This is a genomic window from Caballeronia grimmiae (assembly GCF_022879615.1).
Taxonomy (GTDB): Bacteria; Pseudomonadota; Gammaproteobacteria; order Burkholderiales; family Burkholderiaceae; genus Caballeronia; species Caballeronia grimmiae.
In genome coordinates this window covers 142078-162625 of the sequence record NZ_CP084271.1, presented here as the reverse complement: position 1 = coordinate 162625, position 20548 = coordinate 142078, and the positions used below count along the sequence as shown (strand labels likewise).

General features: G+C 63.3%; 19 protein-coding genes and 2 pseudogenes. 14 read left to right on the top strand and 7 right to left on the bottom strand.

Going from position 1 to position 20548, the window contains the following annotated elements:
- Nucleotides 1-4: 4 nt before the first annotated feature.
- The 5 genes from LDZ21_RS00740 to fliE form a co-directional block, all read right to left on the bottom strand.
- Complete coding sequence (locus LDZ21_RS00740; RefSeq protein ID WP_035962253.1) at nt 5-307, bottom strand: EscU/YscU/HrcU family type III secretion system export apparatus switch protein; 303 nt, start codon at nt 305-307, stop codon at nt 5-7.
- The gene (gene fliK, locus LDZ21_RS00735) at nt 304-1578 is read right to left on the bottom strand and encodes a flagellar hook-length control protein FliK (RefSeq protein WP_244793822.1); all 1275 of its coding nucleotides are present in this window, start codon (nt 1576-1578) and stop codon (nt 304-306) included. The genes LDZ21_RS00740 and fliK overlap by 4 nt, the downstream gene beginning before the upstream one ends.
- A gap of 44 nt (nt 1579-1622) precedes the next feature.
- Nucleotides 1623-1952, bottom strand: a complete 330-nt coding sequence (locus LDZ21_RS00730) for a flagellar protein FliT (protein ID WP_035962249.1) — start codon at nt 1950-1952, stop codon at nt 1623-1625.
- Between the two features lie 30 nt (nt 1953-1982).
- Nucleotides 1983-2402, bottom strand: a complete 420-nt coding sequence (gene fliS / locus LDZ21_RS00725; RefSeq protein ID WP_035962247.1) for a flagellar export chaperone FliS — start codon at nt 2400-2402, stop codon at nt 1983-1985.
- Nucleotides 2403-2637: 235 nt separating this feature from the next.
- On the bottom strand, nt 2638-3003 hold the full coding sequence (fliE, locus tag LDZ21_RS00720) for a flagellar hook-basal body complex protein FliE (RefSeq protein ID WP_035962245.1): 366 nt from the start codon (nt 3001-3003) through the stop codon (nt 2638-2640).
- Nucleotides 3004-3258: 255 nt separating this feature from the next.
- Here fliE and fliF point away from each other — a divergent pair, with 255 nt between their 5' ends.
- From fliF to LDZ21_RS00690, 6 genes are read left to right on the top strand one after another with little or no spacing between them, the layout of a single operon-like run.
- Nucleotides 3259-5034: a flagellar basal-body MS-ring/collar protein FliF gene (fliF, locus tag LDZ21_RS00715; protein ID WP_244793821.1), complete on the top strand. Its 1776-nt coding sequence runs from the start codon at nt 3259-3261 to the stop codon at nt 5032-5034.
- Nucleotides 5024-6019 carry a flagellar motor switch protein FliG gene (gene fliG, locus LDZ21_RS00710; RefSeq protein WP_035962242.1) on the top strand — a complete coding sequence of 332 codons (996 nt, stop codon included), beginning with the start codon at nt 5024-5026 and terminating at the stop codon, nt 6017-6019. Before fliF ends, fliG begins: the two co-directional genes overlap by 11 nt.
- Nucleotides 6012-6680: a flagellar assembly protein FliH gene (fliH, locus tag LDZ21_RS00705; protein ID WP_244793820.1), complete on the top strand. Its 669-nt coding sequence runs from the start codon at nt 6012-6014 to the stop codon at nt 6678-6680. Before fliG ends, fliH begins: the two co-directional genes overlap by 8 nt.
- The gene (fliI, locus tag LDZ21_RS00700) at nt 6674-8200 is read left to right on the top strand and encodes a flagellar protein export ATPase FliI (protein WP_244793819.1); all 1527 of its coding nucleotides are present in this window, start codon (nt 6674-6676) and stop codon (nt 8198-8200) included. Before fliH ends, fliI begins: the two co-directional genes overlap by 7 nt.
- A 58-nt stretch (nt 8201-8258) precedes the next feature.
- Nucleotides 8259-8708: a flagellar export protein FliJ gene (gene fliJ, locus LDZ21_RS00695; RefSeq protein WP_035962237.1), complete on the top strand. Its 450-nt coding sequence runs from the start codon at nt 8259-8261 to the stop codon at nt 8706-8708.
- 56 nt (nt 8709-8764) lie between these two features.
- Entirely contained in the window at nt 8765-10171 is a 1407-nt protein-coding gene (locus LDZ21_RS00690; protein WP_244793818.1) for a flagellar hook-length control protein FliK, read from the top strand.
- Between the two features lie 826 nt (nt 10172-10997).
- Here LDZ21_RS00690 and LDZ21_RS00685 read toward each other — a convergent pair.
- Nucleotides 10998-12194, bottom strand: coding sequence for an IS256 family transposase (locus tag LDZ21_RS00685; RefSeq protein WP_244793817.1), 1197 nt, complete (start codon nt 12192-12194; stop codon nt 10998-11000).
- Between the two features lie 219 nt (nt 12195-12413).
- Between LDZ21_RS00685 and LDZ21_RS00680 the strand changes: the two are divergent.
- From LDZ21_RS00680 to fliR, 8 genes and pseudogenes are all read left to right on the top strand, one after another.
- A pseudogene (locus tag LDZ21_RS00680) lies at nt 12414-13560 on the top strand (IS481 family transposase).
- A gap of 376 nt (nt 13561-13936) precedes the next feature.
- The gene (gene fliL / locus LDZ21_RS00675; protein WP_035962232.1) at nt 13937-14428 is read left to right on the top strand and encodes a flagellar basal body-associated protein FliL; all 492 of its coding nucleotides are present in this window, start codon (nt 13937-13939) and stop codon (nt 14426-14428) included.
- 35 nt (nt 14429-14463) lie between these two features.
- Entirely contained in the window at nt 14464-15465 is a 1002-nt protein-coding gene (gene fliM / locus LDZ21_RS00670) for a flagellar motor switch protein FliM (RefSeq protein ID WP_244793816.1), read from the top strand.
- Nucleotides 15458-15892 carry a flagellar motor switch protein FliN gene (gene fliN / locus LDZ21_RS00665; RefSeq protein WP_035962228.1) on the top strand — a complete coding sequence of 145 codons (435 nt, stop codon included), beginning with the start codon at nt 15458-15460 and terminating at the stop codon, nt 15890-15892. The genes fliM and fliN overlap by 8 nt, the downstream gene beginning before the upstream one ends.
- Nucleotides 15889-16401, top strand: coding sequence for a flagellar biosynthetic protein FliO (gene fliO, locus LDZ21_RS00660; RefSeq protein WP_035962226.1), 513 nt, complete (start codon nt 15889-15891; stop codon nt 16399-16401). The genes fliN and fliO overlap by 4 nt, the downstream gene beginning before the upstream one ends.
- A 237-nt stretch (nt 16402-16638) precedes the next feature.
- Nucleotides 16639-17379 carry a flagellar type III secretion system pore protein FliP gene (gene fliP, locus LDZ21_RS00655; protein ID WP_229754047.1) on the top strand — a complete coding sequence of 247 codons (741 nt, stop codon included), beginning with the start codon at nt 16639-16641 and terminating at the stop codon, nt 17377-17379.
- Nucleotides 17380-17396: 17 nt separating this feature from the next.
- The gene (gene fliQ / locus LDZ21_RS00650; protein WP_035962223.1) at nt 17397-17666 is read left to right on the top strand and encodes a flagellar biosynthesis protein FliQ; all 270 of its coding nucleotides are present in this window, start codon (nt 17397-17399) and stop codon (nt 17664-17666) included.
- A 10-nt stretch (nt 17667-17676) separates the two neighbouring features.
- A complete protein-coding gene (gene fliR, locus LDZ21_RS00645) occupies nt 17677-18471 on the top strand; it encodes a flagellar biosynthetic protein FliR (RefSeq protein ID WP_244793815.1) in 795 nt (264 codons plus the stop codon).
- 139 nt (nt 18472-18610) lie between these two features.
- Here the strand turns inward: fliR and LDZ21_RS00640 are convergent.
- Nucleotides 18611-19755, bottom strand: a pseudogene (locus tag LDZ21_RS00640) (IS481 family transposase).
- Nucleotides 19756-20548: the final 793 nt, after the last annotated feature.

The following is a 20548-nucleotide window of genomic DNA, read 5'->3' as shown; positions in this document are numbered from 1 at the left end:
GCCGTCAGCGGATCGTCCGCCCCGCCTCCCGAATCGGCTCCTCGTTCTCCAGCCGGTAAACCCACGACAGCAATTCCGCCACCGCCTGATAAAGCGCGGGTGGAATATGCGCGTCCAGATCGACCTGCATCAGCAGCGACACCATTTCCGGCGAGTCGTGGACGTACACGCCCGCTTCCTTCGCGCGCTGCACGATCATTTCCGCGACGAGCCCGTAACCCTTCGCGACGACACGCGGCGTCGTCTCGCGATTCGCGGAATCGTAGGTCAGCGCCGTCGCCTGCTTGCGGCTGTAGGGCGTGCTCATGCCGAACCTCCGTCGCTCCGGAATAAATGCTCGAGCGGCGAGCGCACCGGCTTCGCGCTTGCCTCGTGCTCGCCCAAATCGATGTCGGCTGCACCGTCCGCCGCACGCACGGAAAACGACGTCAGCGCGATGCCCGCCGCATCGAGCTGACGCGCGAACGCCGCGCCCTCCGACGCCAGGCGGCTCGCGCCGCGATCGCTCGTCCGAATGCGCACCGCGAGTTGCTCGCCGGTCAGCACCAGTTCAGCGTCCACCGTGCCGAGCGCGGGCAGCGAAAGCGTCACACGGGTGCGCCAGGCGCGATCGTCGGCGGGCGATTCAGGCGTGCGGGCGTCGCGCGGCTCACGGCTGACTTCCCATTCGAGGCGCGTCCCCGGCCACGCCTCGCCCTGCCAGCGGAACTGTCCGTTGGCGAGCACGTCGAGTTGCTGACGCACGACATCGAGCGTCGCGGGATGAATGCCCGCGGTCACGGACGCCTGCACCGCCGATTCATGCGATCCCGGCTGCGCAGCCAGGGACGGCGCAGGACTCGCGGTCTGCGAATTCGACAGCACCGAAGGCGGCGCATCCCGCACCGACGCCGCGAGCGCGGCCGCCTGCTGCGGCGTCTGCGGCATCGCGACGGGGCGCGCGGGCATCGGCGGGGGCGTGTCGGGAATATCGGGGGCGGAGTGGAAATCGTCGGCGAAGTCGAGCGGCGCCGAGCGGGAATCGACGTGCGCCTGCGGCTCGTTGCCGAGCGATGCCGCGCTGCGCTGCCCCGCCAGCCACTGCGCGAGATGCGATTCGTAGAAGAGCCCGCTCTCGCCGACGGTTTTCGCCAGTTCGCCCGCGAGCACCGAAGCCGGCAGCGGCGGCAAGTTCAAGCTCGCGGCGCGCGCTGCGGCGACGGCGGCTGCGTTGGAAGAGAAAGCGGTATCGAAAAGGCCGGTCGTGAGCGCGGCGAAGGCGCTCGCGGGGCGCGGAGGCGTCGGCCATAGAGGCGTATCGCCGAGGACGGCGGGCGCTGCACCGCCCAGCCGGGAAATCACGTCGAGCGTGCGCGCGACGTCCGAAAGTTCGGTTTTCGCCGATGCCGCCGCGTTCGCCGCGACCGATGCGGGCGTGACGGGCGCATCGACGGAATGCGATGTGTCCGCTTGTGTGGTCGTCCGGCCAGCGGCGGCGCCGGCCGCGCCGTTGACGCCATCGGCCGCGCGGATCGCGGACAGGACGAGGTCGGTGCGGCTCGCAAGCAGCGCCGCCAGCGTGGAGTCGAGTCCTGTCATGCCGAAATCCTCAAGTGCGTCCGCTCAAGCGCGCGGCGCGTCGTTCAACGCAGTCCGACCATCTTCTTCAGAACGCGCGCCGTGCTGTTGACCGTGAATAGCGCCGACAGGCGCGCGAGACTCGGCGAGCTCAGATCGCGAATGGCGGCGTCGTCGGCGAGAATCTTCTTCACCAGGTCCAGCTTGCGCGCCCGGGCGCTTTCGTCGAGCTCCGAGCCGGCATCCGTCTCCTGCAACTGGTCGACCAAGCCGCGATACACGCCCTGCATCGCCTTTAGTTCGCTCCATTCGCCTTCGCGCGCCGCCACCAGCATCTGGGCGGAAAGCGCGGCGATGGCTTCGTAGTGAGCGAAGTATTCTTGTGTGGTTTTCATTCTTCTCTGGCAGTCGCCCGCCACTTCCGTTCAGACGGCTGCCGCGGTCATCTGCGCCACTTCCGGTCCAATTCCAACCCACGCTTCCTCGAGCGTCGCGAGCAAGTCGTCGACTTCAACGAGCATCTTCTCGTCCTGCTTCAGGTTCGCTTCCAGAAGCCGGCGCGTCATGTACGAGTACAGCGCGTCCAGCCGCTGCGCGATTTCGCCGCCCGCTTCCTTGTTGAGCGCCTGCTGCAAGCCGCTTTCGACGATGTTGATCGCCTTGCCGATCGCCGCTCCGCGTGCGCCGATGTTGTTCTGCTGCTGATGCATCCGCGCCTGCGCAATGGCCTGCCTCGCGCCCTGATAAAGCATCACGATGAGCCGGTGCGGGCTGGCTCCCATCACGCCCGTCTGAACGCCGACGCGCGCATATGCGTTGGCTCCCGCCTGTCCCTGCGAATACATCGATGGCTCTCCCTGAATGCAATGCCCGCGCGGCCCTCGCCGCCCGTCCGGACGCCCGTTGCGTGTCCGGCAATAAATCGGTGCCGGCGGAAATCACGAAGGCGCTGCCCGCTGTCGCGAGCGAACCATCGTTCGCCGTGCTGTTATCGGGGTTATCGGAGGAACGCGGCAAAGCTTTAGGGCGCAAGGCTTCGGGGCCAAAACGGCGGGCTCGCGCGGACGGCGCCTGAACGCGTCAGACGGAGATCTGCATGATGTCGTTGTACGCCGACACCAGCTTGTTGCGGACCTGCAGACCGAACTGGAGACCGACGTTCGCCTTTTGCATGTCGACCATTACGTCGTTGAGCGAGACGTTCGGCGCGCCGATTTCGAACGCGTGCGCTTCGCCGAGCGCCTTGGTCTGGTTGTCGCTGATTTTGTCGATCGACGATTTCAGCGCATCCGCGAAGCTGCCCGCGCTGACCGCGCCGGAGCTTCCGCGTGCCTTGGAGACCCCGCCGGTGACTGCGCCCGACGCCGACGCGCCGCCGGCCGCCTCCGCGGACATCGACTGGATGGCGCTCATCGCGGCGGAAAGCGGATTGATCGGAAAGTTCATGTTGACTCCGTGTGACTGCAACGCTATCTCAAAGAACAGAAGGGTGTCCGGGCGGCGCTCGGCAGCCTCTTCCAGGTTTGAAAAAGATTAGCAGCGGGGGCGTTTCCAAACCGTCCGAAGAACGGGGGAAACCCGGCTCTATTCATCGAATCGACTTGCAATCTTGTGCGGATAATCCCCATCGTGAAAAGACTCCTCAACCGCTGACGGACAGCGGCGACAGGAAGACGCCAAGATTCGGAGCATCGACGCCAAATGGAAACGCCCAACAACTCTTTGATTACGCCCGACGCCAGGATGGGCCTGGCCGGCGCGCAGCCTGGCGCGGCCGGCAGCGCCGCTGCGGGCGCGGGCCTTCCGGGCGGTAATTTCGGCGGCTTTGCACAGCGCGTGCCGATGCTTTCGCAATTCCGCTCGAACCCGCGCGTGCCGCTGATCATCGCGGTCGCCGTGCTCGCGATGGTCGTCGCCGGGCTGCTGTTGTGGTCGCGCCAGCCGGACTATCGCGTGCTGTTCAGCAATCTGTCGGACCGCGACGGCGGCGCAATCGTTACCGCGCTCCAGCAGGGCAACATTCCCTACAAGCTGTCCGAAGGCGGCGGCGCCATCCTCGTTCCGGCCGAGCAGGTTCACGAAACGCGCCTGCGTCTCGCGAGCCAGGGCTTGCCGAAGAACGGCTCGGTCGGCTTCGAACTGATGGACAACCAGAAGTTCGGCATCAGCCAGTTCGCGGAACAGATCAACTATCAGCGCGCGCTCGAAGGCGAACTGGAGCGCACCATCGGTTCGATTTCGTCGGTGAAGTCGGCGCGCGTGCATCTCGCCATTCCGAAGCCGAGCGTCTTCGTGCGCGACAAGGAACTGCCGACCGCCTCGGTGATGGTGAATCTCTATCCCGGCCGCGTGCTCGACGAAGGGCAAGTGCTCGCGATCGCGCACATGGTGTCGTCGGGCGTGCCGGACATGCCGGTGAAGAACGTGAACATCGTCGATCAGGACGGCAACCTGCTCACGAGCCAGAGCGCCGCAAGCGGCCTCGACGCATCGCAGCTCAAGTACATGCAGCAGATCGAGCACAACACGCAGAAGCGCATCGACGCGATCCTCGCGCCGCTGTTCGGCGCCGGCAATGCGCGGTCGCAAGTCAGCGCGGATATCGACTTCTCCAAGCTCGAACAGACTGCCGAAAGCTATGGCCCGAACGCGAATCCGCAAAGCACGGCGATCCGCAGCCAGCAATCGAGCGAATCGAGCGAAACGTCGGGCAGCGGTGCGACGGGCGTGCCGGGCGCGCTGTCGAACCAGCCGCCGCAAGCGGCATCGGCACCGATCGACGCCGCCGCATCCGGCGCGGCCGCCACGAAGTCCACGCCGCAAAACCTGCGCAAGGACACGACGACGAACTACGAAGTGGATCGCACCGTGCGCCACTTCGAGCAGGCGACGGGCGGCATCAAGCGCCTTTCGGTGGCGGTGGTCGTCAATTACGAGAAGAAGGTCGATGCGAAGGGCAACGTCACGATGACGCCGCTCGCCGCCGACAAGCTCGCGCAAGTGCAGCAGCTCGTGAAGGACGCGATGGGCTACGACGAGAAGCGCGGCGATTCGGTCAACGTAGTGAACAGCGCGTTCTCGTCGGACCTGAACTTGACGCCGGACGTGCCTTGGTGGCGCACGCCCGACATGATTGCGCGCGGCATCTCGCTGGCGAAGTACGTGGGCATCGGCATCGTCGCGCTGTTCCTGTACTTCAGCATGGTGAAGCCGGCGATGAAGCGCGCCTTCCCGCCGCCGCCCGAAATCGCGCCGACGCTAGCTGGCGCACCGGATGAACTCTCGCTGCTCGACGGCCCGACGATGGACGGCGAGAAGAAGGACGAAGAAGAAAAGGATGCCGAGGTCAGTCTCCTCGGTCATGAAAGCAACAAAGCCAAATTCGATCGCAATCTCGACTACGCCCGCATGGTTGCGCGGCAGGACCCGAGAATCGTTGCGACCGTCGTGAAGAACTGGGTGTCCGATGAACGCTGAAGGCCTGAATAAAGCCGCTCTCCTCCTGATGTCGATCGGTGAGGAAGAAGCCGCCGACGTTTTCAAATATCTCGCACCGCGCGAGGTCCAGAAAATCGGCGCGACGATGGCGGCGCTCAAGAACGTGACGCGCGAGCAGCTCGACAACGTGCTGACCGAATTCGTGCTGGAAGCGGAAAAGCACACCGCGCTGTCGCTCGATTCGAGCGAGTACATTCGCTCGGTGCTGACGAAGGCGCTCGGCGAGAACAAGGCCGGCGCGCTGATCGACCGCATTCTGCAAGGCAGCGATACGAGCGGTATCGAGGGCCTGAAGTGGATGGACTCGGGCGCGGTTGCGGAACTCATCAAGAACGAGCATCCGCAGATCATCGCGACGATCCTCGTGCACCTGGACCGCGATCAGGCTTCGGAAATCGTGTCGCTGCTGAACGACCGGCTGCGCAACGACGTGCTGCTGCGCATCGCAACGCTCGACGGCATCCAGCCCGCCGCGCTGCGCGAACTCGACGACGTGCTGACCACGCTCCTGTCCGGCAGCGACAACCTGAAGCGCGCGCCGATGGGCGGCATCCGCACGGCGGCGGAGATTCTCAACTTCATGTCGAGCAATCACGAGGAAGGCGTGCTGTCGAACGTGCGCGACTACGACGCCGAACTCGCGCAGAAGATCATCGACCAGATGTTCGTGTTCGAGAACCTGATGGATCTGGAAGACCGCGCAATCCAGTTGCTGCTGAAGGAAGTCGAGTCCGAAACGCTGATCGTGTCGCTGAAGGGCGCACAGCCCGGCTTGCGCCAGAAGTTCCTGTCGAACATGTCGCAACGCGCGGCCGAACTGCTCGCCGAAGACCTCGATTCGCGTGGTCCGGTGCGTGTGTCGGAAGTCGAACAGCAGCAACGCAAGATTCTGCAGATCGTGCGCAATCTCGCCGAAGCCGGCCAGATTCAGCTAGGCGGCAAGGCGGAGGACGCATATGTCTAACGCTGCTGCCGCGAAGACCAACGTGTCGGCGTATCAACGCTGGGAGATGGCGTCGTTCGATCCCGTCACCGTCGACAACAGTGCGGCCGACCAGGCCGCGCTCGAAGCGCATCTGCGGCGCGTCGAGGAAGATGCGCACGCGCAGGGGCTGGCCAAGGGGCACGTCGCCGGTCAGGCGCTCGGCTTCAAGGCGGGCTTCGAGCAGGGCGAGGCGCGCGGCTTCGAGGAAGGCCGCAAGGAAGCGCTTGCGCAGGCCGCGCAACTCGCACAGATCGCCGATACCTTCAAGACCGCGCTGCAGGCCGCCGATGCCGCCATCGCGGAATCGCTTGCCGCGCTTGCCATCGATATCGCGCAGCAGGTCGTGCGTCAGCATCTGACGCTCGATCCGACCGCGCTCGTCGCCGTGGCGCGTGAGGTGATCGCCTCCGAGCCGGAGCTTTCGGGCGCGCCGACGCTGGTCGTCAGTCCGGCGGATTTGCCGGTCGTCGATTCGTATCTGAAGGAAGAACTCGAAGCCGCCGGCTGGACGGTGCGGCCCGATCCGGCCATCGAACGCGGCGGCTGCAAGGCGCACGCCGCGACCGGCGAAATCGACGCGACCAACGTATCGCGCTGGGAGCGCGTCGTGGCGGCGCTCGGGAGGAACAAGCCGTGGTGAACAATCGAATCACGCAGGATGGCCTGAGCGCGCTGGAACAGGAACTCGCGCGGGCGTCGTTTGGACCGCTCGCAGGCGATGACGCTATCGCCGGCGATCTGCCCGATGACCACGCCGCGCGCACGATCGCCGAACTCGCCGCGCTCGCGGGCAATCCGCATATCGACACGTGGCGCGACAAGCTCGATGCGCTGAAGTCGCGCAACGCGATCGCCAAGCCGCTGCGTCCTTGCGGGCGCCTGACGCGCGCCGCGGGCCTGGTGCTCGAAGCCGTCGGCCTGAAGATGGGCGTGGGTTCGGAATGCATGATCGAGTTGCCGCCCGGCAGCGCGATCCCGACCGCCGAAGCGGAAGTCGTCGGCTTCGCGGGCGACAAGCTGTTTCTGATGCCGACGACCGAAGTCGCGGGCCTTTTGCCGGGCGCGCGGGTGTATCCGCTGGAAAGCGCGCCGATCAACGATCCGATGGCGGGCGCCAAGCGTCTGCCCGTCGGCTGGGAGATGCTGGGCCGCGTGGTCGACGCATCCGGCCGCCCGCTGGATGGCCTCGGCCCGCTCGGCGCGAAGATGGATGCGCCGCTGGCCGGGCCCGTGATCAATCCGCTGAACCGCGAGCCGATTCACAAGGTCCTCGACGTCGGCGTGCGCGCGATCAATTCGCTGCTCACGGTCGGACGCGGTCAGCGCATGGGCCTTTTCGCGGGCTCGGGCGTGGGTAAATCCGTGCTGCTCGGCACGATGGCGCGCTATACGAGCGCGGAAGTCATCGTGATCGGGCTGATCGGCGAGCGGGGCCGCGAAGTGAAGGAGTTCATCGAGCAGATTCTCGGTGAGGACGGACTCGCGCGCTCGGTCGTCGTGGCCGCGCCGGCGGACGTGTCGCCGGTGCTGCGGATGCAGGCCGCCGCGTACACGACCTCGCTCGCGGAGTATTTCCGCGATCAGGGCAAGCACGTGCTGATGCTGATGGACTCGCTCACCCGCTACGCGATGGCGCAGCGCGAGATTGCGCTCGCGATCGGCGAGCCGCCTGCGACGAAGGGTTATCCGCCGTCGGTGTTCGCGAAGCTGCCCGCGCTCGTCGAGCGTACCGGCAATGGCCCGGAAGGCGGCGGCTCGATCACGGCGTTCTACACGGTGCTCACCGAAGGCGACGACCAGCAGGACCCGATTGCCGATTCCGCCCGCGCGATTCTCGACGGCCATATCGTGCTGAACCGGTCGCTCGCGGAGGCGGGGCATTATCCGGCGATCGATATCGAACAGTCGATCAGCCGCGTGATGACGTCGATCATCGACGACAAGCATCTCGAGCGCGTGCGTCTCTTCAAACAGATGCTTTCGCGCTATCAGCGCAACAAGGATTTGATTAATGTCGGTGCGTATTCGCACGGACGGGACGCGTTACTGGACCGCGCGATTGCGTTATATCCGCGCATGGAGTCGTTTTTACAGCAAGGCTTTCGTGAGCAGGCAAATTTTGAACCGAGCCTCGATTTGTTGCACCAGCTTTTCGAATAGTATTCGGGCCATTCCTCAGAAGAACGCGTAGAACCACGACCACAGAGACCGCACGTCCATGTCCAAGAATCTGCCGATCACCACGCTCATCGAACTCGCGCAAGAAGAGCTCGACACCGCCACCAAAAAGCTGGGCAAGTTGCAGCAGGAAAAAACTGAAGCCGAGGCGCAGCTCCAATCGCTCGTGACGTATCGCGACGAGTATCACGCGAAGTTCACGGCATCCGCGCAGCAAGGCACGACGGCGCAGACGCTGCGCAACTTCCAGGCGTTCGTCGATACGCTCGATGCGGCCATTGCGCAGCAACGCGCGGCGATCGTGATGGCGGATCACCGCATCGAGGCGATGAAGCCCGAATGGCGGCTGAAGAAGCAGAAGGTCGGCAGTTACGAGGTGCTTGCGGCGCGTGGCGAAGCGGTGCTCGCGAAGCAGGCGGCGCGCGTCGAACAGCGCGAGGCCGATGAGCATGCGGCGAAGGTGCTTCGGATGCGTGCCGCGAGGGCCTGAGTTTTTTAGCGGCGTTTGTCCGCTTGTAGTTCATTTATCGAATTTCAGAGACTGATATGTCCTCCGTTTCATTCACTGGCGCGCTGACGGGTGTTTCGTCATCGTCATCGTCATCGTCTTCTGGCGCATCGGCGGCCAAGCGCGCGGCGAGCGCGGGCGCGTCGTTCGGGCTGACGCTGCAGAGCATCACCGATCGCGCCAATGCAGAGGCGCAAGCGGCGCAGGCGCAGACATCGTCCGACCAGTCGAGCGTGCATGACGCGCCGAAGCCCGACGACAGCGCCGCGAGTCAGGATGACGACGTGCAGGCTTCGTCGTCGTCGGATGCGAGCGCCAGGACGGACGCTGCGGCGGACGCATCGAAGCCCGCGGACAAGACCGAGAGCGCGGACGCATCAAAGGCGGCTGCATCGACCAAGCCGGCGGCATCCGCCGATGCAGCGGCCAAGGCTGCCGCCGACGCGAAGGCGCGGGCGGATGCCGCGAACGCAGCGAATGCGGACACGAACGCGGTGGCTGACGACGCCACGCTCGCCGATCTTGCAGATGCGGCAGCGAGCGGTTTGACGACGGCATCGACGGACGACGATGCATCCGCTACTGGCGACACGAAGAAAACCGGCGATGCGAAAGCGGCGCCGGACCCGTTGCAAGCCGCGCTCGCGGCGATGAACAACCCGCCGGCGGCTGCGGTCGTGACGGCGCCGGCTGGTCATGCGGGCGCGGATGGCGGCAAGGCTGGCGACGGCGACATGCCGCGTGGCGCGAAGGGTGCGCGGGGCGCGCTGCTGGCGAATGCGTCGGCGGGCGATGGCAAGAATGCCGCTGCGAGCGCGCAGGCCGACGCGACCGCATTGACCAATGCACAGGCGGCGCTGACGCCGGTTGCTGCCGATGGCGGGACGGCCGCGTACAAGCAGGCCGCGGATGCGGCGGCGCACGCGGTGGCGATGCAGACGGCATCGGCGAGTTCGGCGGTATCGAATCCGCAGGGCGCGATGACGGCGGCCACGAGCGCGGCGATTGCACCGCACGTGGGAGCGTCGGGCTGGGACGATGCGTTCAGTCAGAAGGTGGTGTTCTTGTCGAATGCGGATCAGCAGAGTGCTGAACTCACGCTCAATCCAAAGGATCTCGGGCCTTTGCAGGTGACTTTGCAAGTCGCCGATAACCACGCGCACGCGCTGTTCGTGTCGCAGCATGCGCAGGTCCGGGAGGCGGTCGAAGCCGCCATGCCGAAGCTTCGTGAGGCCATGGAGGCTAATGGCATCAGCCTCGGAAGCGCTTCGGTTTCCGATGGGTCTGCGTTTGCTCGTCAGGGGCAGTCGGGCGGGGATCGGTCGGAAAGTGGCGGCGGGCGGCGTGGGGGTTCTTCTGGCGGGGGTGGAGTGGGTGCTGCCGGCGGTTCGGGTTCTGTTTTGCCTCAGCGGCGGGTTGTTGGACTCGTGGATACGTTTGCCTGAGGGTTTCAGGCGGCTCTTTTTCGTTGAGCTTGTATTCGTGTCGGTTTATTAGCTCGCCCCTCCCCGGGGCGGGGGTCACTTTCTTTGCCGCTGCAAAGAAAGTAACCAAAGAAAGCAGCTTTTTTCTGAACCGCACGAAGCACTAAGTTGTGTGGTTACTTCGTAGAACATCCGTGGCACTCAGCTTGAAAGAGCCTTGAATCACCTTCCACGCCCACTGACTACTAACGTCCTCCGAGCCCCTTGGCTCGTCAACACCGACTGCGCGCTAGGCGCCACGCAAAAACTAAGGGCTGGCCGGATTCCCTCGAGACATGCTTACCAAGGCCTCTGCCGCTCAAGCTCTGCCTCCATTTACTGATTGCACCGCTTTTGTCGCGCGACGCTCGTGATGAGTCGGCCTGCCGCCGAGCCGCGTTCGATCCTGCAAAGGTATTCCCGCCTTTGGAAGGTGATTACTGCATGACCTTGCCGCTGTGCTCCTTACCTGTTCCGTATTCAAAACGTTCGATCAGCGTTGATGGTGTGTGGCACGTGGCGCGCGGCGCTCCACTGGTGTTGTCGAGCCAAGGGGCTCGGAGGACGTTAGTCGTCAGCGGGCGCGGAAGGTGATTCAAGGCTCTTTCAAGCTGAGTGCCACGGATGTTCTACGAAGTGACCACACAACTTAGTGCATCGTGCGGTTCGAAAAAAAGCTGCTTTCTTTGGTTACTTTAGTTGTGTGCGTCAAGTTGTGCAGAAACCGGATGCCGGTGGTTTCAGTTGATCCATCTGCGCTGAGTGCGGCGCGGAGGGCGTAGCCCGCAGCGCCGAACCCGCGCGCCCGCTATGCAGCCGCGCGCAAGAACTCCTTCTTCTGCTCGGCCAGCAAGGCCATGTTCAGATAACGGCTGTCTTCCAGCCACGTTTCATGCGTTTCGCTACACAGGGCCCTGATCAGCCGAAGGCACGACGCTTCGTTGGGAAAGATGCGCACGATACGCGTGCGCCGCCGGATTTCCTCATTCAGTCGCTCCAGCATGTTGGTGGACTTCAGGTGCTTGTGATGCGCGCGCGGCAATCGGTAAAACGTCAACGTCTCAGCGATGTTGCCTTCGACCCAGTCCACCAGCTTCGGATATTTTCCCTGCCACTTGCTGATCCACGCAGCCAGATCCCGTTGCGCTTCCTGCAGGTCGCGACGATCGTACATCCAGCGCAACTCCTGCAGGCAGTCGTCATCGGCCTTGCGCGGCAGATAGTCCAGCGCGTTGCGCAGGAAGTGGACGTAGCAGCGCTGCCAGGCGGCTTCCGGCAGCACCTCGCCGATCGCCTTCTTGAGCCCCGCGTGGTCGTCCGAGGCGACGAACTCGACGCCTGACAGGCCGCGCTTCTTTAGCGCCAGAAGGAACTCTTTCCAGCTCGAATGGCTTTCGCGGTTGGCCAGCTCCACAGCCAGCACCTGCCGGTGGCCTTCCCAGTTGATGCCGATGGCGATCAGCACCGCCTGCGACCGGATCACGCCCGACTCACGCACCTTCTCATAGCGCGCGTCGACGATCAGATACGGATACGCTTCCTCCAGCGGCCGGTGTGCAAACTTTGCCAGCGTCGCATCCAGCCCTTTGTTGATCGCCGAAATCGCCGAGGCCGAAAAACTGTGACCGCACAGCTCTTCGGTAATCGCCTTGACCTTGCGCGTCGACACACCCTGCACGTACATCTCGGCCAACGCCGCCACCAATGCCTTCTCGCTGCGCGCATAGCGCTCGAACAGCGCCGTTGAGAATTCGCCATGCCGATCACGTGGCACGCGCAACTCCAGTTTGCCGATGCGCGTCACCAGAGCGCGGCCGTAGTAGCCCGCACGATAGCCGCTTCGCGTCTCGCTGCGCTCATTGGGCGCAGCGCCCAGCAGCTCTGTCATTTCCGCTTCGAGCACTTCCTGAAGCGCATCCTTCATAAGCGCCTTCATCAGATCCCGGTCGCCGGCAACCAGCGCTTCCGCTGACGGCCGGTTAGTACTACGCTTGGTCGTGGCCATGGTGCAAGCCCTCCCGAGGGCAGGTTGACGAACTGGACATTCATCAACTTACACCACGGCCACCCCCGCCTCTGCGCTCCTGACGCCTCAGCGTTTTTGCACATCGTTCAGCACACTACCGTTACTTTCTTTGCAGCAGTGTATAGACCGGAGACATAGGTAACACCTGTTCCAGGACATAGGTAACACTTCGGACGAATGGTTCGTCCGGAGTCGAGCATGTCCTGGGATAGCAAAAACACCATGGAATTGCGGCTTGAATTCGTGCAGTTCGCGACGCAGCAAGGCGCCAATCGGCGCGCCTTGTGCCGCCATTACGGCATCAGCGCGAAGACCGGTTACAAGTGGATCCGACGCTTCGAGCAGGGCGATACCGCCTTGGCCGACCAGTCCCGACGTCCCCGCAGCAGTCCGGCGCGCACGGCGACCGAGCTCGAAGCGAAGGTGGTCGACATGCGTGAGGCGCATCCCGCGTGGGGCGCGGCCAAGATTGCCCGCCGCCTGAGCGATGTAGGGTGTGTCCAGACGCCGTCGCCCAGCACCGTGACGCGTATCCTGCATCGGCATGGCCTGATCACGGCCGAGGCCAGCGCCGATGCATCGTGCTGGCAGCGATTCGAGCACGCGCATCCCAACGATCTGTGGCAAATGGATTTCAAGGGCTGCATCGAGCTCGACCATGGCCGGCGCTGCCTGCCGCTGACGGTGCTCGACGATCACTCGCGCTTCGATCTGGCGCTCGATGCCTGCGGGCGCACGCCCACGCGGGTGGTGCGCGAGCACTTGCGCGCGGTGTTTCGCCGCTACGGGCTGCCGCTGCGCATCAACGCGGACAACGGGCCGCCGTGGGGGGAGTCCATCGAAACCGGGCCAGTTGACCGAGTTGGCGGTTTGGCTGATCCGGCTGGGCATCCGGATTTCGTACAGCCGCCCGAGGCACCCGCAGACGAACGGCAAGGACGAGCGGTTTCATCGGACGCTGAAAGCCGAACTGCTGGCGGGGCGGCACTTCAGGGATCTGAAGAGCGCGCAGCGCGCCTTCGATGCGTGGCGTCGCGTGTACAACCACGAGCGCCCGCACCAGGCGCTGGGCATGGCCACGCCGATTTCGCGCTATCGCCCGAGTGCGCGCGCGTATCCGGAACGGCTGGCGCCAATCGAGTACGGCGAGGCCGACGCGGTCGTTCGGGTGGGCACCGACGGCGAGGTGCGCTTTGGCGGGCGACGTTTCAAGGTATCGAATGCGCTCGCGAATCTGCACATCGCCTTCAGGCCGTGCGCAGAGTTCGACGGTGGTTACGATATGTACTTCGCTCATCACCGAATCGATTCGATCAGCTTGAAGCGAAGCGGTGAAGGGAGTTGAATGTGTTACCCATGTCCTGACACAGGTGTTACCTATGTCTCCGGTCTATACACAGCAGCAAAGAAAGTGACCCCCGCCCCGGGGAGGGGCGCGCCAATAGACCGACACGAATACAAGCTCAACGACAAACGAACGCCAGTTGCAAGGCAAAGAAAAAAGCTGCTTTCTTTGGTTATCCCCGCCCCGGGCAGGCGCAGGGGCGAGCAAACAGACCGACACGAATACAAGCTCAACAACAGAAAGAACACCGGCGCGGTTGCGCAAAAGAACCGAAAACCCCAAACGTACGAGATAGCCCCGAAACCCCCCTCTATTCCCCCCATCACAACCACCCGCGATAGCGAACAATGCATCCTATCGAAAGAGGCACGCATTCATGGCTACCACGACCGCAAACCAGCAACCCATCGTTCCCGCGAAGAGCGGCAAACTCAAGCGCATCCTGATCATCGCGATCGGCGCAATCGTCCTGCTCGGCGCAGGCGCCGGCGGCGCCTACTTCCTGCTCGGCAAGACGAACCACGGCCCCGCGAAACCCGCGCCGGTGCCGCCGCCCGTGTTCTTCCCGCTCGACTCGCTCACCGTCAACCTGCAAGCCGACGACGGCATCATGCACTACCTGCGCGTCGGCCTGACGCTCAAGCTCAAGGACGCAAAAGGCCAGGCCGCCCTCACCGAACGCATGCCGGAAATCCGCAGCCGCGTGCTGCTCATCCTGTCGGCCAAGCATCCGGAAGAACTCGCGACCATCGACGGCAAACGCAAGCTCGCAACCGAACTGCGCAGCGCAGTCGAAACCATCGGCAGCACGCCCGAGCAGCCCGCCCACGTCGATGATGTGCTCTTCACCGAGTTCGTCGTCCAGTAAGCCCGCGGCATCAATCTTAAGAAACGGAAAGAGTCATGGGCCACGAAGAATTCATGTCGCAAGAGGAGGTCGATGCCCTCCTCAAAGGCGTCACCGGCGAAATAGACCAGGTCTCGGACGAGAACAAGCCCGGCGCCGGCGTGCGTCCCTACAACATCGCGACGCAGGAACGCATCGTCCGCGGCCGGATGCCCGGCCTCGAAATCATCAACGACCGCTTCGCGCGACTCATGCGCGTCGGCATCTTCAACTTCATGCGGCGCTCGGCGGAAATCTCCGTCGGTCCCGTGAAGGTGCAGAAGTACAGCGAATTCACCCGCAATCTGCCGATCCCGACGAACCTGAATCTCGTCCATGTGAAGCCCCTGCGCGGCACGTCGCTGTTCGTGTTCGATCCGAACCTCGTGTTCTTCGTCGTCGATAACCTCTTCGGCGGCGACGGGCGGTTTCATACGCGCGTCGAGGGCCGCGAGTTCACGCAGACCGAGCAGCGCATCATCCACAAGCTGCTCAACCTCGTGTTCGAACACTACGCGGCGTCGTGGCGCAGCGTGCGCCCGCTGCAGTTCGAATACATGCGCTCGGAGATGCACACGCAGTTCGCGAACGTCGCGACGCCGAACGAAATCGTCATCGTCACGCAGTTCACGATCGAATTCGGCTCGACGGGCGGCACGCTGCACATCTGCTTCCCGTACTCGATGATCGAACCGATCCGCGACGTGCTCTCATCGCCGATACAAGGCGAAGCGCTCGAAGTGGACCGCCGCTGGGTGCGCGTGCTGTCGCAACAGGTGCAATCGGCGGAAGTGGAACTGACGGTGGAACTCGCGGAGGTGCGCTCGTCGTTCGAAAAGCTGCTCAACATGCGCGTGGGCGATGTCTTGCCGATCGACATTCCCGAGCACGTCGTCGCCAAAGTGGATGGCGTGCCCGTCATGGAATGCGGCTACGGAATTTTCAATGGTCAATACGCGCTGCGCGTCCAGAAGATGATCAGCGCAAGCGATTCCCCGAAGGAAGGTAGTTATGAGTGATTTGATGCAGGAAGACACGCAGCCCGGCGCGACCGTTTCGAACAACGAGGAAATGGCCATGGACGATTGGGCCGCCGCGCTCGCCGAACAGAACGGCAACGATACGCCCGTCGCCTCCGCCGGCGTATTCCAGCCGCTGTCGAAGGCCGCGACGCCGTCGACGCGCAACGACATCGAGATGATCCTCGACATCCCCGTGCAGATGACGGTGGAGCTGGGACGTACGAAAATCGCCATTCGCAATCTGTTGCAGCTCGCGCAAGGCTCGGTCGTGGAACTCGACGGTCTCGCCGGCGAGCCGATGGACGTGCTCGTGAACGGCTGCCTCATCGCGCAAGGTGAAGTGGTCGTCGTGAACGACAAGTTCGGTATTCGCCTGACGGACATCATCACGCCGTCCGAACGTATCCGGAAGCTGAATCGATGAAACGCATTGCCGCTGGCGCGCTGTTCGCCGCGCCCCTCCTCGCTCGCGCCGCCGACATGAACGCGGTGAATCATGCCGCGCAGATCGCATCGAGCGTCGGCGCGGGAAGCGCGGTGCCGTCGCTCGGTTTCGGCGCCGTGTTGCAGACGCTGCTCGGCCTCGTCATCGTGATCGGCTTCGTGTTCGGCTGTGCGTGGCTCGCGCGCAAGCTCGGCTACCAGGGCGGCAAGCGGAGCGGACTCGTGAAAGTGATCGGCGGCGCATCGCTCGGCAACAAAGAGCGCGTCGCGGTCGTCGAAGTCGGCGGTACGTGGCTCGTGCTCGGCGCGGGGCCCGGCAACGTGCGGCTCTTGCATACGATGCCCGCGGGATCGGCTGAAGTGGAAGGCGTCACGGATCAAGCGCCGTCGTCCGCGCAAACGTTGCAAGGCTCGTTCGGTCAGCGCTTCCGCGATGCTCTCGCGGGCGAAGCGAACAAGCGCATGCAGAAGTTCGTCGGCGGCAAGTAAGTCTTCGCAGTGCAGCGGTACAGGGCGCGCGGTCCGCGAGGATCGCGCGCCTTTGCGTTTCATCGCTCGAAAACGCGCTGAGACGTCGCTCGCAATGGAGCGAGTTAGCCCCAAATCCCCCCTCTTTTCCCGCCATCGTTTGCGAGCGGCGTGGTCAACAATTCAGCCTGTCGAACATGACTACGTTTTCGTAGGCGGGAGCAAGTAATGCAGTTCAGTCGGAACATCGTGCGCGGAATGAAACTCGCGCTGCCCGTTGTCATCGCGTTGATGCCGTACGCGGCCTTCGCGCAAAGCACGGCGGGTCTGCCCGCTTTCAACACGAGCCCCGGCCCTAACGGCGGCACGACGTATTCGCTCAGTGTGCAGACGATGCTGCTGCTCACGATGCTGTCGTTTCTCCCCGCGATGGTCCTGATGATGACGAGCTTCACGCGCATCATCATCGTGCTGTCGCTGCTGCGTCAGGCGCTCGGCACGTCGAGCACGCCGCCGAATCAGGTGATCGTGGGCCTGGCGCTCTTTCTCTCGTTCTTCGTGATGTCGCCCGTTCTCGACAAGGCGTATAACGACGCGTACAAGCCCTTTTCTGAAGGCACCATCGCGATGGAACAGGCGATGACGCGCGGCGTCGCACCCTTCAAGCAGTTCATGCTGAAGCAGACGCGCGAATCGGATCTTGCGCTTTTCGCCCGCATTTCCAAGGCTCCGCCGATGAACGGCCCCGAGGACGTGCCGCTGTCGCTGCTCGTGCCGTCGTTCGTCACCAGCGAACTGAAGACGGGCTTTCAGATCGGCTTCACGATCTTCATTCCGTTTCTCATCATCGACATGGTGGTAGCAAGCGTGCTGATGTCGATGGGCATGATGATGGTTTCGCCGTCGACGATCGCGCTGCCGTTCAAGCTGATGCTGTTCGTACTCGTCGATGGCTGGCAATTGCTGATCGGCTCGCTCGCGCAGAGCTTCGTTTCCTGATTCCGTGAGACTTTGAGATGACACCCGAATCCGTCATGACGATGGCGCATCAGGCGATGTATGTCGCGCTGTTGCTGGCTGCGCCGCTGTTGCTGGTGGCGCTCGTCGTGGGCCTGGTGGTGAGCCTGTTTCAGGCGGCCACGCAGATCAATGAGTCGACGCTATCGTTCATTCCCAAGCTGATTGCCGTTGCGGTGACGCTGGTCATCGCCGGGCCGTGGATGCTGTCCACGTTGCTCGACTACATGCGGCACGTGTTCACCATCACGCCCGGCATCACGGGCTGAGTTCGCCGCGATGTTCTCCGTCACTTATGCGCAGCTCAATGTCTGGCTGACCGCGTTCCTCTGGCCGTTCGTGCGTATTCTCGCGCTCGTGGCCACCGCGCCGATCCTGAGCCACATGGCCATTCCGATGCGGGTGAAGATCGCGCTGGCCGCCTTCGTGACGCTGATCGTTGCGCCGACGTTGCCGGCCATGCCGGACGCGACGGTGTTTTCGGCGGCGGGCGTGTGGATCATCGTGAATCAGTTTCTGATCGGCGCGGCTATCGGGATGACGATGCAGATTGCGTTTGCAGCCATCGATGCCGCTGGCGAGTTCATCGGGCAGCAGATGGGCCTCGGCTTCGCGATGCTCTATGATCCGCGCGCCGGCGGGAATGCGGTGGTTATATCGCGATACCTCAACACGCTGGCGATGCTCGCGTTTCTCGTCTTCGATGGGCATCTGCAGTTGATCGGCGCGCTTGTGACTACGTTTCAGAACGTGCCCATCGGGGCGAATGTCGTTGCTGCGGCTTCTCATGCACTGGGGTGGAAGGTGCTTGTTGGCTACGGCGGAAGCATCTTTGCCACTGGGCTTTTGCTGGCGCTGCCGGTTGTTGCAGCGTTGCTCATCGCCAATCTCGCGCTTGGGATTCTTAATCGGGCTGCGCCGCAGATTGGGATTTTCCAGGTTGGATTTCCTGTCACTATGCTCGTTGGGTTGCTTCTCCTGCAGCTCATGGTGCCGAATCTTTTGCCGTTCTTTTTAAGGGTCTTTGATTCGGGGATCGCACAGGTGGGGCGTGTTGCGCAAGGGATGTTCTGAAGGGCTTTTTTCTGTTGTTGAGCTTGTATTCGTGTCGGTCTATTAGCGCGCCCCTCCCCGGGGCGGGGGTCACTTTCTTTGCTGCTGTGTATAGACCGGAGACATAGGTAACACCTGTGTCAGGACATGGGTAACACATTCAACTCCCTTCCCCGCTTCCCTTCAAGCTGATCGAATCGATTCGATGATGAGCGAAGTACATATCGTAACCACCGTCGATCTCTGCACACGCCCTGAAGGCGATGTGCAGATTCGCCAGCGCATTCGACACCTTGAAGCGTCGCCCGCCAAAGCGCACCTCGCCGTCGGCGCTACCCGAACGACCGCGTCGGCCTCGCCGTACTCGATTGGTGCCAGCCGTTCCGGATACGCGCGCGCACTCGGGCGATAACGCGAAATCGGCGTGGCCATGCCCAGCGCCTGGTGCGGGCGCTCGTGGTTGTACACGCGACGCCACGCATCGAAGGCCCGCTGCGCGCTCTTCAGATCCCTGAAGTGCCGCCCCGCCAGCAGTTCGGCTTTCAGCGTCCGATGAAACCGCTCGTCCTTGCCGTTCGTCTGCGGGTGCCTCGGCCGGCTGTACGAAATCCGGATGCCCAGCCGGATCAGCCAGACCGCCAACTCGGTCAATTGGCCCGGTTTCGATGGACTTCCCCACGGCGGCCCGTTGTCCGCATTGATGCGCAGCGGTAGCCCGTAGCGGCGAAACACCGCGCGCAAGTGCTCGCGCACCACCCGCGTGGGCGTGCGCCCGCAGGCATCGAGCGCCAGATCGAAGCGCGAGTGATCGTCGAGCACCGTCAGCGGCAGGCAGCGCCTGCCATGGTCGAGGTCGATGCAGCCCTTGAAATCCATCTGCCATAGATCGTTGGGATGCGCGTGTTCGAATCGCTGCCAGCACGAGGCTTCGGCGCTGGCCTCGGCCGTGATCAGGCCATGCCGATGCAGGATACGCGTCACGGTACTGGGCGAAGGCGTCTGGACACACCCTACATCGCTCAGGCGGCGGGCAATCTTGGCCGCGCCCCACGCGGGATGCGCCTCACGCATGCCGACCACCTTGGCTTCGAGCTCGGTCGCCGTGCGCGCCGGACTGCTGCGGGGACGTCGGGACTGATCGGCCAACGCGGTATCGCCCTGCTCGAAGCGTCGGATCCACTTGTAACCGGTCTTCGCACTGATGCCGTACTGGCGGCACAAGGCGCGCCGATTGGCGCCTTCTTGCGTCGCGAACTGAGCGAATTCAAGCCGCAATTCCATGGTGTTTTTGCTATCCCAGGACATGCTCGACTCCGGACGAACCATTCGTCTGGAGTGTTACCTATGTCCTGGAACAGGTGTTACCCATGTCTCCGGTCTATACACCGCTGCAAAGAAAGTAACCAAAGAAAGCAGCTTTTTTTCGAACCGCCCAAAGCACTAACTCGCGTGGTCACTTCGTAGAACATCGGTGGCCCTCAGCTTGACAGAGCCTTGAATGACCTTCCGCGCCCACTGACTACTAACGTCCTCCGAGCCCCTTGGCTCGTCAAAACCGACTGCGTGCTAGGCGCCACGCTACAACTCAAGTGCTGACGGACTGACTCGAAGCTGCTTACTGAGGCTGCCGCTCAAACTCCGCGCTCCGTTGCTATTGCACCGCTTCTGTCGCGCGCCGCTCGTGATGAGTCGGCCTGCGCCGCCGAGTGGCGTTCGATCCTGCAAAGGTATTCCCGCCTTCGGAAGGTGATTACTGCATGACTTGCCGCTGTGCTCCATACCTGCTCTGTGTTTCGAAGGTTCAGTCAGCGTTGATGGTGTGTGGCACGTGGCGCGTGGTGCTCCACTGGTGTTGTCGAGCCAAGGGGCTCGGAGGACGTTAGTTGTCAGCGGGCGCGGAAGGTGATTCAAGGCTCTTTCAAGCTGAGGGCCACCGATGTTCTATGGAGTGACCACACAACTTAGTGCTTTGGGCGGTTCGAAAAAAAGCTGCTTTCTTTGGTTACTTTCTTTGCAGCAGCAAAGAAAGTGACCCCCGCCCCGGGGAGGGGCGCGCTAAAAGACCGACACGAATACAAGTTCAACGAAGAAAAAGCGG

What these genes read in the sequence shown, in the direction of transcription:
- LDZ21_RS00740 (WP_035962253.1), bottom strand. Translation starts at nt 307, where the DNA reads ATGAGCACGCCCTACAGCCGCAAGCAGGCGACGGCGCTGACCTACGAT.
- fliK (WP_244793822.1), bottom strand. Translation starts at nt 1,578, where the DNA reads ATGACAGGACTCGACTCCACGCTGGCGGCGCTGCTTGCGAGCCGCACC.
- LDZ21_RS00730 (WP_035962249.1), bottom strand. Translation starts at nt 1,952, where the DNA reads ATGAAAACCACACAAGAATACTTCGCTCACTACGAAGCCATCGCCGCG.
- fliS (WP_035962247.1), bottom strand. Translation starts at nt 2,402, where the DNA reads ATGTATTCGCAGGGACAGGCGGGAGCCAACGCATATGCGCGCGTCGGC.
- fliE (WP_035962245.1), bottom strand. Translation starts at nt 3,003, where the DNA reads ATGAACTTTCCGATCAATCCGCTTTCCGCCGCGATGAGCGCCATCCAG.
- fliF (WP_244793821.1), top strand. Translation starts at nt 3,259, where the DNA reads ATGGAAACGCCCAACAACTCTTTGATTACGCCCGACGCCAGGATGGGC.
- fliG (WP_035962242.1), top strand. Translation starts at nt 5,024, where the DNA reads ATGAACGCTGAAGGCCTGAATAAAGCCGCTCTCCTCCTGATGTCGATC.
- fliH (WP_244793820.1), top strand. Translation starts at nt 6,012, where the DNA reads ATGTCTAACGCTGCTGCCGCGAAGACCAACGTGTCGGCGTATCAACGC.
- fliJ (WP_035962237.1), top strand. Translation starts at nt 8,259, where the DNA reads ATGTCCAAGAATCTGCCGATCACCACGCTCATCGAACTCGCGCAAGAA.
- LDZ21_RS00690 (WP_244793818.1), top strand. Translation starts at nt 8,765, where the DNA reads ATGTCCTCCGTTTCATTCACTGGCGCGCTGACGGGTGTTTCGTCATCG.
- LDZ21_RS00685 (WP_244793817.1), bottom strand. Translation starts at nt 12,194, where the DNA reads ATGGCCACGACCAAGCGTAGTACTAACCGGCCGTCAGCGGAAGCGCTG.
- fliL (WP_035962232.1), top strand. Translation starts at nt 13,937, where the DNA reads ATGGCTACCACGACCGCAAACCAGCAACCCATCGTTCCCGCGAAGAGC.
- fliM (WP_244793816.1), top strand. Translation starts at nt 14,464, where the DNA reads ATGGGCCACGAAGAATTCATGTCGCAAGAGGAGGTCGATGCCCTCCTC.
- fliN (WP_035962228.1), top strand. Translation starts at nt 15,458, where the DNA reads ATGAGTGATTTGATGCAGGAAGACACGCAGCCCGGCGCGACCGTTTCG.
- fliO (WP_035962226.1), top strand. Translation starts at nt 15,889, where the DNA reads ATGAAACGCATTGCCGCTGGCGCGCTGTTCGCCGCGCCCCTCCTCGCT.
- fliP (WP_229754047.1), top strand. Translation starts at nt 16,639, where the DNA reads ATGAAACTCGCGCTGCCCGTTGTCATCGCGTTGATGCCGTACGCGGCC.
- fliQ (WP_035962223.1), top strand. Translation starts at nt 17,397, where the DNA reads ATGACACCCGAATCCGTCATGACGATGGCGCATCAGGCGATGTATGTC.
- fliR (WP_244793815.1), top strand. Translation starts at nt 17,677, where the DNA reads ATGTTCTCCGTCACTTATGCGCAGCTCAATGTCTGGCTGACCGCGTTC.